Source organism: Thauera sp. (assembly GCF_047601425.1).
Taxonomy (GTDB): Bacteria; Pseudomonadota; Gammaproteobacteria; order Burkholderiales; family Rhodocyclaceae; genus Thauera.
In genome coordinates, this window is record NZ_JASGJL010000001.1 from 209,386 (window position 1) to 223,135 (window position 13,750).

Below are 13,750 nucleotides of genomic sequence, written 5' to 3' on the forward strand. Positions count from 1 at the left end.
GGTTTTTTCGCGAGGCTTGGGTTGCGGTGAGAAACTCAAGGCCAGGCGCGAGCGCCGAACATCATGCGGCGGGCGACGAAGTTGCGCAGCGGCGGGAAGACATCGAGGGCGAACAGCGCGGCGCCGCGGGCGTGGCGCAGCGGGGCAACGTCGTTGCTGAACACGCGCACCAGGGTGTCGGTGAAGCGGATCGTGCCGAGGCGGTCGAGCCCGCGGCTGCGGGCGTAGGCGGCCAGCACGGCGGGGGTGCCGAGGTCGCATGGTGACTGAGTGGCCGAGGCGGCGCGAGCGCCTTCGTCACAATGGCGCAGCAGGGTGTCGGCCAGCGCCCAGACGTCGCGCAGCGCGAGGTTGAAGCCCTGGCCGGCGACCGGGTGCAGGGTCTGGGCGGCATTGCCGAGCCACACGGTGCGTGGGCCGACCGCGGATTCGCGGTAGCGCAGCAGCAGCGGATAGCGCAGGCGCTTGCTGACGCTTTCCAGCCGCACGCGGTTGCCGATGTGGGCCTGCAGGCGGGCGAGATAGGTGTCGTCGTCCAGCGCCAGCAGCGCATCGGCGGTGTCGGGGCGGGCGACGTGCACCAGCGCGTAACCTTCGCCCCTGGGCAGCAGCGCGAGCGGACCTTCGCGGGTGAAGCGCTCGAAGGCGGTGCCGCGATGGCCGCCGGCAACGGCGACCTGGGCGATCAGGGCATGCTGGCGATAGTCGTGCTCGACCACGTTCGGGTCGTCGGCCTTCAGCCCGCCTTCGGCGCAGGCAGCGAGCCGGGCGCGCAGCGTGGACTGGCTTACTCCGGGGCCGCTCAGGCTGGCCATGATGTCGCCGCCGCCGGGCGCCAGGTTGGCGACTTCGGTTTCGTCCAGCACCGGAATGCCGGCGGTGTCGACGGCGGCGCGCAACGCGGCGGCCAGTGCGCCCGCCGAGGCGACGTAGCCGAGCGCGGGCAGGCCGTGCTCGTTGGCGTCGATCAGGGTGCGGCCGAGGCCGCCTTGCTGGGAGACGTGGATGTGCTCGATCGGCGTGGCCGACAGCGCTTCCCATACGCCCAGGCGTTCCAGCGTCAGGCGGCTGCCGTGCGCCAGGGCGAGGTCGCGCGGGTCGCCGGCGACGGCTTCGCGGGAACGGGCATCGGCCAGCACGATGTCGAGGCCGGCATCCTTCAGCGCCAGCGCCAGCGCCAGGCCGACCGGGCCGGCGCCGACGATCAGCAGGTCATGGACGGGGGCGGGCGCAGGGGCGTCGTCAGCCATGGCCGGCCTCCCGCATCAGGGCTTCGATGTCGGTGACGGCCTTGGGAACGTCGGTCGTGATCAGTTCGCAGCCGTCTGCCGTCACCACCGCGTCATCCTCGATGCGGATGCCGATGTTCCAGAAGCGCTCGGGCACGTCGGCGGCAGGGCGGATGTAGCAGCCGGGCTCGATCGTCAGCACCATGCCTCGGGTCAGCGGGCGCCATTCGCCGTCGAGCTTGTATTCGCCGGCGTCATGCACGTCCATGCCCAGCCAGTGGCCGGTGCGGTGCATGTAGAAACGGCTGTAGGCGTTGCTCTCGATCGCGCCGTCCAGGCTGCCCTTGAGCAGGCCGAGGTCGATCATGCCCTGGGCGAGCACTTTCACCGCGGCTTCGTGCGGTTCATTCCAGTGCGCGCCGGGGCGGGTGGCGTCGCGGGCGGCGTGCTGCGCGGCGAGCACGATTTCGTACACTTCGCGCTGCGCGGCGCTGAAGCGGCCATTGACCGGGAAGGTACGGGTGATGTCCGAGGCGTAGCCGTCGAGCTCGCAGCCGGCGTCGATCAGCAGCAGGTCGCCGTCGCGCAGCCGGCAGTCGTTCTCGATGTAGTGCAGCACGCAGGCGTTGGCGCCGCCGGCGACGATCGAGGTGTAGGCGGGCGCCTGGCTGCCGGCTTTGCGGAAAGTGTGCAGCAGTTCGGCTTCGATCTCGTACTCGAAGCGGCCGGGACGGGTGGCGCGCATCGCGCGGCAGTGGGCTTCGGCGGAGATCTGCGCGGCGCGGCGCATGGTGGCGAGTTCGGCGGCATCCTTGACGAGGCGCATCTCGTCGAGTTCGGCGCGCAGGTCGCGGATCGAATGCGGCGGCGTGATGCCGGCACGGGCCTTGCCGCGCACGGTGTTCAGGGCGCGCAGCACGGTGGCGTCCCAGGTTTCGTCGTAGCCCAGGCTGGCCCAGATCAGCGGCTGGCCGGCGAGGTAGTCGGGCAGGCGCTTTTCGAGGTCGCCGATGGTCCAGGCTTCGTCGAAGCTGAAGGTCTCACGCGCCGCGTCCGGGCCATGGCGATGGCCGTCCCAGATCTCGCGTTCCTCGTTCTTCTCGCGGCAGAACAGAATCTGCTTCGGCTGCTCGCCGGCAACCAGCACGACGACGGCTTCGGGCTCGCGGAAAGCGGTGAGGTAGTAGAAATAGCTGTCGTGGCGGTAGGGATAGTGGGTGTCGCGGTTGCGGGCGCGCTCGGGCGCGGTCGGCAGGATGGCGACGCCGCCGCCGGCGGCCTGCATGCGCGCTAGCAGGCGGTCGCGGCGGTCGCGGAAAGGGGCGAGATCGAGTTGCGGAACGGAAAGGGGCGGAGTCGGTGCGTTCATGGCGCGATTATCTCACTGTCTGTAGCGGCTGCTGGCGCGCTCGCAGGAGATCGTCCAGGGCTGCGAGCTGGGCCGGCGTGCCGACGTTTTCCCAGTGGCCGTCGTGGCGCTCGCCGGTGGCGTGGCCGGCGGCGATGCTGCGGCGGTAGTAGGGCGTCATCGCCTTCCGTTCGCCGGGGGCGATGTCGGCGAACAGGCGGGTGTCGTAGAGGCCGATGTTGCCGAAGGTGAGGCGCGCCGCTTCGCCGGGGCCGTCCAGCGTCAGCAGGCCGTTCTCGCCGAGGACGAAATCGCCCGCTGGATGGAAGGGCGGGTTCGGCACCATGACCAGGTGCATCAGCGGCTCGGCACTGGCGGCCATCGCGGCGGCGCGTGGCAGCAGGCGGAGGTAGTCGTAGTCGGTGTGGATGTCGCCGGAGACGGCGAGGAAGATTTCACCGTCTGCGCTCGCCGGCCGCCCGGTCAGCAGCGGCAGCGCCTGGGCGATGCCGCCGGCCGTCTCCAGCGCGGTCGTCTCCGGCGAATAGCGCAGGTGCACGTCGTAGCGGCTGCCGTTGCCCAGCGCGTTTTCGAGCCGCTCGCCGAGCCAGGCGTGGTTGATGACGATGTTGACGATGCCGGCACGGGCGAGGGCTTCGATCTGCCAGACGATCAGCGGCTTGCCGCCGGCTTCGAGCAGCGGCTTGGGGCAGTGGTCGGTCAGCGGCCGCATGCGCTCGCCGCGGCCGGCGGCGAAGATCATCGCTTTCATGTCAGAAGGTGTAGCCGACCTGGGTTTCCTCGGGTTCGAGGCGGTCGAGCAGCTTCAGCAGCGGGCCGAGGTCGCGGTAGCGCTTGCAGGCGCGGCGCAGATGGTCCATCACCAGCGGCATGTCGGCCAGGTAGCCGTCCTTGCCGTCGCGGTGGCAGAGGCGGGCGAAGATGCCGAGCACCTTCAGGTGGCGCTGCACGCCCATCCATTCGAAGTCGCGGTGGAAGTCGGCGAATTCCTCGCGCACCGGCAGGCCGAGCTTCTTCGCGGTTTCCCAGTAGCGGATCAGCAGATCGAGGACGAACTCCTCGTCCCAGCGGATGTAGGCGTCCTTGAACAGCGACGCCAGGTCGTAGCTGATCGGGCCGTAGACCGCGTCCTGGAAGTCGATGATGCCGGGGTTGGCACCGAGGCCGTCGCCGGCTTCGAGCAGCATCAGGTTGCGCGAGTGGTAGTCGCGGTGCACGAAGACCCTGGGTTCGGCCAGGTTGACCGCGAGGATGCGCTCGAAGGCGGTGTTCAGCAGCGCCGTTTCGGCCTCGCTCAGGGTGACGCCCTTGTGGCGGGCGACGTACCACTCGGGGAACAGCATCAGCTCGCGCAGCAGCAGGGCACGGTCGTACTCGGGCAGCACGCCGGGGCGGCTGGCGTGCTGGATGGCGGCGAGCGAGCCGAGCGCGTCGGCATACAGATGGGCTGCGCGATGCGGGTCGCCGCCGCCTTCTCCCCCCTCCGCCTTCAGCGCGGCCAGGTAGGTCGTCGAGCCGAGGTCGGACAGCAGCAGGAAGCCCTGCTCGAGATTCTGTGCCAGCACTTCGGGCACGTGGGCGCCCGCAGCGCGGAACAGTTCGGCCACCTGCAGCCAGGGGCGCACGTCTTCCTTGCCCGGCGGGGCGTCCATGACGATGCGGGAAGGGCTGCCGTCGGCGAAGCGGGCGCGGAAGTAGCGGCGGAAGCTGGCGTCGGCCGAGGCCGGCGCGAGATCGAAGGACTGGCCGGGCAGGACGGCGGCGAGCCAGGCGCGCAGTTGTTCGAGGCGTTGCAAGAGGAAGTTCTCCACGGGCGTTCGTGTACAATCCGCAAGTTTATCAACACGGTCGTGCGACAGGGGATCGCCCTGCGAACGATGGAAAGCGTTTGCCTTCATGCCTCCGAATACGCGCATGCGTCTGATCCCCTTCCTGTTGTGCTGGCTGTCCGGCACGGCGTTCGCGGCCGGCTTGCCGCCGCTTGTGGTGTCGCCCGACCTGGTACGGGCGCCGAAACCTCCAGCAAGTCCGGTCTCCGTCCCGGCCAGCGGGACCGAGGCTGCACCTGCCGCTCCGGTGGCCCGACCCGCGCCGTCGGTGGCTCCGGCCGGAGGAAGGGTGTCGTTGACGCTGCCTCCTGTTCCGGCGTCCACCGCGGCGCAGTTGCCGGCCGGGGAAAAGCGCCGGCCGCCTGAGGTTGCCGATGAGCCCGCGCTGCCGGCGGGCAGCACTTCGGTGAAGGCGTTGAGAATCCTCGGTGCGCGCAGCATCGAGCTGGTTGCCGATGGCGATGCGGAGCTGCAGCGTGACAACATGATCCTCACTGCCGACCGCGTCACCTATCGCGAGCCGATCGACGAGGCCGAGGCCGAAGGCAATGTCGAGCTGCGGCAGGGCAATGACGTCATCGCGGGGCCGAAGGCGACGATGGTGATCGGTGACAGCACCGGCAGCTTCGAGTCGCCGGCCTACCAGATTTCGCGTCAACGCCAGCCCAGCCTGACCGGCGAGGCTCCGCGCACCGTGTCGGGCAGCGGCGAGGCCGACCTGCTGCGGCTCGACGGCGAGAATCAGTACCACATGCAGAATGCGACCTGGTTGACCTGCGAGGCCCGCGACCCCGACTGGTACATCCGTGCACGCGAGCTCGACCTGGACTACGACCGCGAGGTCGGCACTGCGCGCGATGCGTCGATCGTGTTCAAGGACGTGCCCATCTTCTGGATGCCATGGGCGGAGTTCCCGCTGACGGCCGGCCGCCAGTCCGGCCTGCTGCCGCCGACCTTCGGCTCGTCGAACAAGACCGGTGTGGACCTCGCGCTGCCCTATTACTGGAACATCGCGCCCAACTACGATGCCACGATCACCCCGCGTTTCATGAGCCGGCGCGGTGTCCAGTTCGGCGGCGAATTCCGCTACCTGGGCGAAAGCTATCGGGGCGAATCGCGCGTCGAATGGATGCCGAAGGACCGGCTGACGGGCGAGGAGCGCACGCTGGCGTCGATTCAGCACGAGCAGCGGATCACGTCGAAACTGTACGGCTCGCTCGACTTCAACTCGGTGTCGGATGACCGCTATTTCGAGGATCTGTCGTCCCGTATCGGTGTCGCCTCCCGGATCAACCTGCTGCGGCAGGGGCAGCTTTACTACCAGGGCGCGAGCTGGTGGAGCGCGAGCATTCTCGCGCAGAGCTATCAGACCCTGAATCCGGACGAGGAATCGAGGAATGTCGCGCCTTACCGGCGCCTGCCGCAGATCCTGGTGCAGGGTCAGCGTCCCGATCTGCCGGGCGGCCTGGCGGCGACCTTCACCACCGAGTACACGAGGTTCGCGCATGAGGATGCCGACAGGGACAAGGACGAAGGCGCGCGTTTCATTGCCTATCCGCAGCTTTCCCTGCCCTTGGCCGGGGCGGCGTGGTTTGTGACGCCGAAGGCAGGCTTCCACTACACCAGCTACGATATCGACCGCTCGCCCCTGACCGCCACGCAGCGCGACTCGATCACGCGCTCGGTGCCGATCTTCTCGGTGGATTCGGGCCTGTTCTTCGAGCGCGAGACGACGATCTTCGGCGGCAGCTACCTGCAGACGCTGGAGCCGCGTCTGTATTACCTGCGGGTGCCGTCGCGCGACCAAAGGGATATCCCGAACTTCGACAGCAGCCGCTTCGACGTCGGTTTCGCGCAGATGTTCGCCGAGAACCGCTACTCGGGCAGTGACCGGATCGGCGACGCCAACGACCTCACCGCAGCGGTGACGACGCGCTTCATCGATGCCGATACCGGTGTCGAGCGCCTGCGCGCGATGGTCGGCCAGCGCTATTACTTCTCCGACCAGGACGTTTACCTGTACAACCGGGACGAATTACGCAATGCCGGCCGCGGCACGGAAATTCTGCTCGGCCTCGGCGGGCGCCTGTCCCGCGAGTTCTCGATGAACTCCTATCTGCAGCACAACACCGAGACCAATCGTACCGAGCGGGCGAACTTCAATCTGCGCTACCAGCCTGACTACGCCAAGGTGCTGAACTTCAGCTATCGCTACGCGCCCGAACTGTATATTTCCGAGAATCTGGTTGGCCTCGAGGACATCGACGTTTCGGGCCAGTGGCCGCTTGGTGGTGGCTGGTACGGCGTCGGTCGCGTCACCCATTCGCTGCTCGACAACCGCATCACCGAAGCGATCGGCGGCCTGGAATACAACGGTGGCTGCTGGGTGCTGCGCGTCGCGGTGCACCGCTTCGCGATCGAGCGTGACGACGTTTCGAAGGCCATCTACGTGCAGCTCGAACTGAACGACCTGGCCGGCATCGGCTCCAATCCGATCAACCTGCTGACGCGCAGCGTGCCCGGCTATGGCAAGATCAACGACTCTTCGGCCGACCGCGTGTTCGGCATGGATTGAAACCCCGCGAGCAACTCATCAGATGAAGACCATGAATCGTCCCCTGTCCCGTTCCCGTTTGCTGCTCGCCGTTGGCATCACCAGCCTGGTCCTGAGTTTTCCGGCGCATGCAGCGCCCCAGGCCGTGGCGGTCGATCGGATCGTCGCCGTCGTCAATGACGAAGTGATCACGGCGCTGCAACTGCGGGCACGTATCGATCAGGTCACGCGCCAGCTCCAGCGCCAGGGGGTCGAGCTGCCGCCCAGAGAGGTGCTGGAGCAGCAACTGCTGGAGCGCCTGATCATCGAGCGTGCGCAATTGCAACTGGCCAAGGAAACTTCGCTGCGGGTGGATGATGCCACGCTCGGCCGCGCGATCGAGCGCATCGCCTCCAACAATCAGTTGAGCATCGATCAGCTGCGCCAGACGCTGGAGCAGGACGGCGTGGCGTGGCAGCGCTTTCGCGACGAGATCCGCACCGAGATCCTGCTGACCCGGCTGCGCGAGCGTGAAGTCGAAAGCAGGGTTGTCGTCACCGATGCCGAAATCGACAATTTCCTCGCCAGCAACCCCGATGCTTTTTCGGGCGAGGAGTTCGAGATTGCCCACATCCTGCTGCGCGTGCCGGAGCAGGCTTCGCCGGAGCAGATCGAGGCCTTGCGCCAGCGTGCCGAAGGCGTGATGGCCCGACTGCGCTCGGGAGAGGATTTCGCCCGCGTCGCTGCCGAGGTCTCGGATGCGCCTGACGGCCTGTCGGGCGGCAGCCTGGGCTGGCGCCCCCTCAACCGCCTGCCGGCGCTGTTTGCCGACGTGGCGCGCGAGATGCGCCCCGGCGAAACCTCGCCGATCCTGCGCAGCGCTTCCGGCCTGCACATCGTGCGCCTGGTCGACCGCCGTGGCGGCGGTGACACTGCCGTGGCCCAGATGGAACAGACGCGCGCCCGCCACATCCTGATCAAGACTTCGGAGGTGCTGTCCGACGCCGATGCCGAGGCGCGCCTGATGGGCATCCGCGAGCGCGTCGCCAACGGCGCCGACTTCGCCGAACTGGCCAGGGCCAATTCGGCAGACCTGTCCGCGGCCAAGGGCGGTGACCTGGGCTGGCTCAATCCGGGTGACACCGTGCCCGAGTTCGAGCGTGCGATGGGCGCGCTGCAGCCGGGTGAAGTCAGCATGCCGGTGCAGTCCCCGTTCGGCTGGCACCTGATCCAGGTCGTCGAGCGCCGCGTGCAGGACGTCACCGACGAACGCAAGCGCAACGCCGCACGCGCCGCGCTGCGTGAGCGCAAGGCCGACGAGGCCTACGAAGACTGGCTGCGCCAGCTGCGCGACAGCACCTACGTCGATCTTCGTCTGGACCGCGAGTGAGCGCTGGCGGCGCTTCCAGGCCGCTCGTCGCCATCACCAGCGGCGAGCCGGCCGGTATCGGGCCGGAACTGTGCGCCCGCCTGCTCGAACGCCAATGGACGGTGCGGCCGGTCGTGCTTGGCGATCTCGAATTGCTGCGCGGGCGTGCTGCCGCCGCTGGCGTCGCGGCGTCGTTCCAGCCGTGGCGGCCCGGGCATGATGCAGCAGCCGGCGTCATCGAAGTCCTGCACGTGCCGCTCGCCCGGCCGTCCCGCCCCGGCGTGCTCGATGCGGCCAATGGCGCCTACGTGCTCGGGCTGCTCGACCGCGCGATCGGCGGCTGCAAAAGCGGTGAGTTCACCGCGATGGTCACCGCGCCCGTGCATAAGGGCGTCATCTGCGAAAGCCTGGGTGTGTCCGATGCGCTGCCTTTCAGCGGCCATACCGAATATCTCGCCGAGCACACCGGCACGCCGCGGGTGGTGATGATGCTGGCCGGCGGCGGTATGCGCGTCGCGCTCGTCACCACCCATCTGCCGCTGGCCCAGGTGCCGGCGGCGATCACGCCGCAGGCGCTGGAAGAAACACTGCGCATCCTGCACGCCGACCTGGTGCGGCACTTCGGCATCGCCGCGCCGCGCATCCTCGTCGCCGGCCTCAACCCGCATGCGGGCGAGGGCGGGCACATGGGGCGCGAGGAAATCGACGTCATCGAGCCGGTGCTGGCGCGGCTGCGCGCCGAAGGCATGCATCTCGCCGGTCCGCTGCCGGCGGATACGCTGTTCGTGCCGCACACGCTGGAGCAGGGCGATGCGGTGCTGGCGATGTACCATGACCAGGGCTTGCCGGTGCTCAAGCATGCGAGCTTCGGCGGCGGCGTCAATGTCACGCTCGGCCTGCCGATCATCCGCACTTCGGTCGACCATGGCACGGCGCTCGACCTCGCCGGCAGCGGCCGGGCCGACCCCGGCAGCCTGTTCGCCGCGCTGGAGCTGGCTGCGGCGATGGTGGCTGCCCGCGCAGCCCATGCCGCTGCCTGACTGCGGCCGGCACGCGACAACGAGGATTTTCGATGCAAGACCGCGAAACCGACGGCCACCGCGCACGCAAGCGCTTCGGCCAGAATTTCCTGTCCGACCCCAACATCATCCGCCGCATCATCGACGCCATCCGCCCGCAGGCGGGCGAGACGATGGTCGAGATCGGCCCCGGCCTGGGCGCCATGACCGCGCCGCTGATCGAGCGCCTCGGCCACCTGCACGTGGTCGAGATCGACCGCGACCTGATCGCGCGCCTGCACGAACGCTACACGCCGGACCAGCTCACGGTGCATGAAGGCGATGCGCTGAAGTTCGACTTCGGCAGCCTGTGTGCCGATGGTGAGCGCTCGCTGCGCATCGTCGGCAACCTGCCGTACAACATCTCCACGCCGATCCTGTTCCACCTCGCCGGCTTCGCCGACCAGGTCAAGGACATGACCTTCATGCTGCAGAAGGAGGTCGTCATGCGCATGGTGGCTGAGCCGGGCACAGAGGAATACGGCCGCCTGTCGGTGATGCTGCAATACCGCTTCCGCATGGGCAGGATGTTCGACGTGCCGCCCGGCGCCTTCCGCCCGGCGCCCAAGGTCATGTCCAGCATCGTGCGCATGGCGCCGCTGCCCAGTGAGCAGCTCGGTGCGCAGGACGAGGAACTGCTCGGCCGGATCGTCACCGCCGCTTTTGGCCAGCGCCGCAAGACGCTGAAGAACACGCTGCGCGAGTTCGTGGGCGATGCCGATTTCGACGCCCTGGGCATCGATGCCGGCCTGCGCGGCGAGAAACTGTCGGTCGCGCAGTTCGTCGCGATCGCCAATCACTGCAGCGCGCGGGGATGAGGGCAGGGCCTTCAGGATTGGCGTAGGCCGGATGGGCCGTCTTTCGGCGGAAATGAAAACGGCAGGGTTCCAGTGGTGGAGTCCTGCCGTTTTTTCTTGCCGCGGCGCCCCGGGATGTTCGAGTTGCCGCGTCGCGCGTCAGCTCACTTCTTGCTCAGCGGGCAGGTATTGAGGCCGAGCAGCGGATAGAGCGGGCACCAGCCCATGGCGCCGGTGGCGAGCGGCACGATGCCGATCCAGGCCCAGACGGGGCCGCCCATCAGCGCCCAGGCGATCAGCGCGATGCCGACCAGGATGCGCAGGATCTTGTCGATGCCGCCAACGTTCTTCTTCATGATGCTCTCCTTGCGAGGATGGATAGTGGTCCGATTGGAGCACGCCATTCCATTCGCGGTCTGTAACCACGGTTACAGAGCGAGCCGCTTCAGGCCCTGGCCGAGCCCTCGGCCGCCAGCCGGCGAAGGCCGGCAGGATCGAGGATTTCCACCTGTTCGCGTGACAGCCGAACCAGGCCCTGGTCGGCGAAGTTCTTCAGCAGGCGGCTGACGATCTCGCGCACGCTGCCCAGCTCGTCGGCCAGTTGCTGATGGGTGGTGCGCAGGCTGCGGCCCTTGCCCAGCAGCAGGGCCGCCAGGCGCTGGTCGAGCTTGCGGAAGGCCACTTCCTCGATCAGCTGCATCAGGTCGGCGATGCGTTCGGTGAAGAGGTGGAAGATGAAGTCGCGGAAGGGGCGTTCGCTCATCATCTCGTCGAACACCGCCTTCGGCAGCAGCATCAGCAGTGTTTCCGCTTCAGTGACGCCGCGGGCGTTGTAGTCCTCATGGCCGAGCAGGCAGGAGGAGGAAATGATGCAGGTTTCGCCCGGCGCGACGCGGTACAGCGGCAGCTCGCGCCCGTTCGGCGCGCACTTGCTGACGCGCACCGAACCTTCGACGACGAAGGGAAAGCCTTCGCAAGCCTGGTGGTCGTCGAACAGCATCGCTCCGGCCGGCACGCGCATCCAGCGGGCGTTCTGCAGGACGCGCTGGCGCGCGTCGGCGGACAGGCGGTCCAGGATGGGATAGCAGGCCGAGAGGCGATCGGTTGCGGCGGTATCCATGGTTTCAGGCAAGTTCCAGGACGACCGGTGCGTGGTCGGAGGGCCGTTCCAGGCGGCGCGGCGCCTTGTCCACCGTGCAGCTGCGGCAGGCTTCGCGCAGCGCCGGGGAGACCAGCAGATGATCGATGCGCAGGCCGAAATTGCGCCGGAAAGCCATCATGCGGTAATCCCACCACGAGAAGGCGCGCTCGGGCTGTTCGAACAGGCGGAAGGCATCGACCAGCCCCAGCTCGAGCAGGGTACGGAAGGCGTCGCGCTCCGGCACGGATACGTGGATTTCGTCCTTCCAGTCCGGATGGGCGTCACGGTCTTCCGGGGCGATGTTGAAGTCGCCCGCCAGCACCAGGCGCTCGTGCGTCTTCAGTTCCTCGCGCAGCCAGCCGGTCAGTGCGGTCAGCCATTTCAGCTTGTATTCGAACTTGTCCGAGCCCACCGCCTGGCCATTGGGGAAATAACCGCACACCACCCGCACGCCATCGATGGTGGCGGCGATGATGCGCTTCTGTTCGTCCTCGAAGCCGGGGATGTTGCGCACCACGTCAGTGCCGTCGATCGGCCGCGGGCTGAGGATGGCGACGCCGTTGTAGGTCTTCTGGCCGATGAACACCGCATGGTAGCCGGCAGCTTCGAGTTCGGCGGCGGGGAAGGCCTTGTCTTCGAGCTTCAGCTCCTGCAGGCACAGCGCATCGGGCTGGTTGGCGGCCAGCCAGTCGAGAACGTGGGGGAGGCGGACCTTCAGGGAGTTGACGTTCCAGGTGGCAATCTTCATGGGGCTCGCATCGCTCTCGTATGGGCTGGTCTGAAAGGGGCGGGGGCATGCTCCAGTGTTTCTGCCGGTCTGCCGCTGTTGATGCCTGCTTCAGGCCACTGGCACCCCATATGGAGCAAGGCTCTCTAGTCTATCTTACTGGCGAGCTGCAAGCGGTCGCAGCCATCCTCAGTAGATTTCCGCACGTGGGCATCATCGTTTGTCACCCTTTAAACACAAATAATTCTCATTTATAGTATAGGGTACTGTGCTCTGTCATCCGCCAGGATGACGTATCCCGACCATCGCATGCCCAGTGTGCGCAAGACTTGTGAGGCCGACCATGGAATACGCCAGCCGTGACTTCGATCAGCTCGCCCAGGAACACCGTGCGCTGATGCACGACTATGGCCGTACGCAACGGCGCTGCTCCGAACAACTGCATGCGCAAGCGCGCGAACTCGAGCGCCTTCGGTCGCAGGTGATGCGTCTGCAGGCGGAGGTCATCAAGCGCGAAACCGTGCTGGCCTGGGAGCGCGAAGACCGCGCCGCCCTGGAGGCTGCGATCCCCGGCCTGCCCAAGCGTGTCACGCTGGCGCGCCACGTGGAGACACTGGTCGCCCGCATCCAGGTGCTGATGCGCGAGCGCCTGCAGTGGGAAAGGCCGCGTGAGGGGAGACTGACCGCCAAGGCAGCGGGGCAGGGCGATCTGAATGCCGCCATGGGCGCCCGGCCCGCGCCCGAAGCCGTGCTGGACGTTGACGACCCCGAGGCGCTGGAAGCGAGCCTGCGCGCCGCCGATCTGGTGATCTGCCAGACCGGTTGCCTGAGCCATGGCGATTATTGGCGGGTGCACGACTACTGCAGGCGGACCAACAAGACTTGCGTGCTGGTCGAACAGGCCGGGCTGCCGGACATGACCCGCGCGCAAAAGGCCGGCTCCGGTGAACTGCGCGTGCTGAGCCTCGCGGCCGGAGTACCGGGTAAATACACATGAGCTGCCCTTCTTGCCGTTTCCAGTCCTGTAGCTGTTTCTTCTCCGTTTCTCACTATTAGGTAGATCGACATGCCCCATGCCCTTCCTGCATTGCCCTATGCCTACGACGCTCTGGAACCTCACATCGACGCGCAGACGATGGAAATCCACTACACCAGGCATCACCAGACCTATGTGAACAACCTCAATGCGGCGCTGGAGGGCACCGAATACGCCGCGCTTCCGGTCGACGAGCTGATCGCGAAGGTCGAGTCGCTGCCTGAAGCGCTGCGCGCGCCGGTGCGCAACAACGGCGGCGGCCACGCCAACCACAGCCTGTTCTGGACGGTGATGTCGCCCAAGGGTGGCGGCAAGCCCGAAGGCGATCTGGCGCGCGCCATCGACACCGATCTCGGCGGTTTCGATGCCTTCAAGGATGCTTTCACAAAGGCCGCGCTGACCCGCTTCGGCAGCGGCTGGGCCTGGCTGACGGTGGACAAGGTCGGCAAGCTGGCGGTCGAGAGCAGTGCCAACCAGGACAACCCGGCAATGAAGGGGATCGGCTCGGGCAACACCGCGATCCTCGGGCTGGATGTCTGGGAGCATGCCTACTATCTTAAGTATCAGAATCGGCGCCCTGAATACATCGCCGCGTTCTACAACGTTGTCGATTGGGCCGAAGTCGCCCGTCGCCATGCCGTGGCGCGGGGATAAGCGGGACG

13 protein-coding genes are annotated in these 13,750 nt (G+C 67.3%); 6 read left to right on the forward strand and 7 right to left on the reverse strand.

Annotated elements, in window-relative coordinates:
- Nucleotides 1-35 precede the first annotated feature (35 nt).
- From QM748_RS01055 to QM748_RS01070, 4 genes are read right to left on the reverse strand one after another with little or no spacing between them, the layout of a single operon-like run.
- Nucleotides 36-1,250 carry an FAD-dependent monooxygenase gene (locus QM748_RS01055; RefSeq protein WP_415245236.1) on the reverse strand — a complete coding sequence of 405 codons (1,215 nt, stop codon included), beginning with the start codon at nucleotides 1,248-1,250 and terminating at the stop codon, nucleotides 36-38.
- Nucleotides 1,243-2,598: a Xaa-Pro aminopeptidase gene (pepP, locus tag QM748_RS01060; protein WP_415245237.1), complete on the reverse strand. Its 1,356-nt coding sequence runs from the start codon at nucleotides 2,596-2,598 to the stop codon at nucleotides 1,243-1,245. The genes QM748_RS01055 and pepP overlap by 8 nt, the downstream gene beginning before the upstream one ends.
- Before the next feature lie 7 nt (nucleotides 2,599-2,605).
- Nucleotides 2,606-3,349: an N-acetylmuramate alpha-1-phosphate uridylyltransferase MurU gene (gene murU, locus QM748_RS01065; RefSeq protein ID WP_415245238.1), complete on the reverse strand. Its 744-nt coding sequence runs from the start codon at nucleotides 3,347-3,349 to the stop codon at nucleotides 2,606-2,608.
- A gap of 1 nt (nucleotide 3,350) precedes the next feature.
- Nucleotides 3,351-4,394 carry an aminoglycoside phosphotransferase family protein gene (locus QM748_RS01070; RefSeq protein WP_415245239.1) on the reverse strand — a complete coding sequence of 348 codons (1,044 nt, stop codon included), beginning with the start codon at nucleotides 4,392-4,394 and terminating at the stop codon, nucleotides 3,351-3,353.
- A 118-nt stretch (nucleotides 4,395-4,512) separates the two neighbouring features.
- On the opposite strand from QM748_RS01070, the gene lptD reads away from it, so the two are divergent.
- From lptD to rsmA, 4 genes are read left to right on the forward strand one after another with little or no spacing between them, the layout of a single operon-like run.
- A complete protein-coding gene (lptD, locus tag QM748_RS01075) occupies nucleotides 4,513-7,002 on the forward strand; it encodes an LPS assembly protein LptD (RefSeq protein WP_415245240.1) in 2,490 nt (829 codons plus the stop codon).
- A gap of 31 nt (nucleotides 7,003-7,033) precedes the next feature.
- Nucleotides 7,034-8,350, forward strand: coding sequence for a peptidylprolyl isomerase (locus QM748_RS01080; protein WP_415247990.1), 1,317 nt, complete (start codon nucleotides 7,034-7,036; stop codon nucleotides 8,348-8,350).
- Entirely contained in the window at nucleotides 8,347-9,369 is a 1,023-nt protein-coding gene (pdxA, locus tag QM748_RS01085; protein WP_415245241.1) for a 4-hydroxythreonine-4-phosphate dehydrogenase PdxA, read from the forward strand. The genes QM748_RS01080 and pdxA overlap by 4 nt, the downstream gene beginning before the upstream one ends.
- A 32-nt stretch (nucleotides 9,370-9,401) precedes the next feature.
- Nucleotides 9,402-10,205 carry a 16S rRNA (adenine(1518)-N(6)/adenine(1519)-N(6))-dimethyltransferase RsmA gene (gene rsmA, locus QM748_RS01090; protein WP_415245242.1) on the forward strand — a complete coding sequence of 268 codons (804 nt, stop codon included), beginning with the start codon at nucleotides 9,402-9,404 and terminating at the stop codon, nucleotides 10,203-10,205.
- Between the two features lie 143 nt (nucleotides 10,206-10,348).
- Here rsmA and QM748_RS01095 read toward each other — a convergent pair whose 3' ends face one another.
- The 3 genes from QM748_RS01095 to xth all read right to left on the reverse strand — a co-directional run bounded on the left by QM748_RS01095 (nucleotide 10,349) and on the right by xth (nucleotide 12,073).
- On the reverse strand, nucleotides 10,349-10,540 hold the full coding sequence (locus tag QM748_RS01095; protein WP_415245243.1) for a DUF2892 domain-containing protein: 192 nt from the start codon (nucleotides 10,538-10,540) through the stop codon (nucleotides 10,349-10,351).
- An 89-nt stretch (nucleotides 10,541-10,629) separates the two neighbouring features.
- Nucleotides 10,630-11,304, reverse strand: a complete 675-nt coding sequence (locus QM748_RS01100; protein ID WP_415245244.1) for a Crp/Fnr family transcriptional regulator — start codon at nucleotides 11,302-11,304, stop codon at nucleotides 10,630-10,632.
- Nucleotides 11,305-11,308: 4 nt separating this feature from the next.
- On the reverse strand, nucleotides 11,309-12,073 hold the full coding sequence (gene xth, locus QM748_RS01105) for an exodeoxyribonuclease III (RefSeq protein ID WP_415245245.1): 765 nt from the start codon (nucleotides 12,071-12,073) through the stop codon (nucleotides 11,309-11,311).
- A gap of 322 nt (nucleotides 12,074-12,395) precedes the next feature.
- On the opposite strand from xth, the gene QM748_RS01110 reads away from it, so the two are divergent.
- Both QM748_RS01110 and QM748_RS01115 read left to right on the forward strand, forming a co-directional pair.
- Entirely contained in the window at nucleotides 12,396-13,049 is a 654-nt protein-coding gene (locus QM748_RS01110) for a DUF2325 domain-containing protein (protein ID WP_415245246.1), read from the forward strand.
- 69 nt (nucleotides 13,050-13,118) lie between these two features.
- The gene (locus tag QM748_RS01115) at nucleotides 13,119-13,742 is read left to right on the forward strand and encodes a superoxide dismutase (RefSeq protein WP_415245247.1); all 624 of its coding nucleotides are present in this window, start codon (nucleotides 13,119-13,121) and stop codon (nucleotides 13,740-13,742) included.
- The last annotated feature ends 8 nt before the right edge of the window (nucleotides 13,743-13,750 follow it).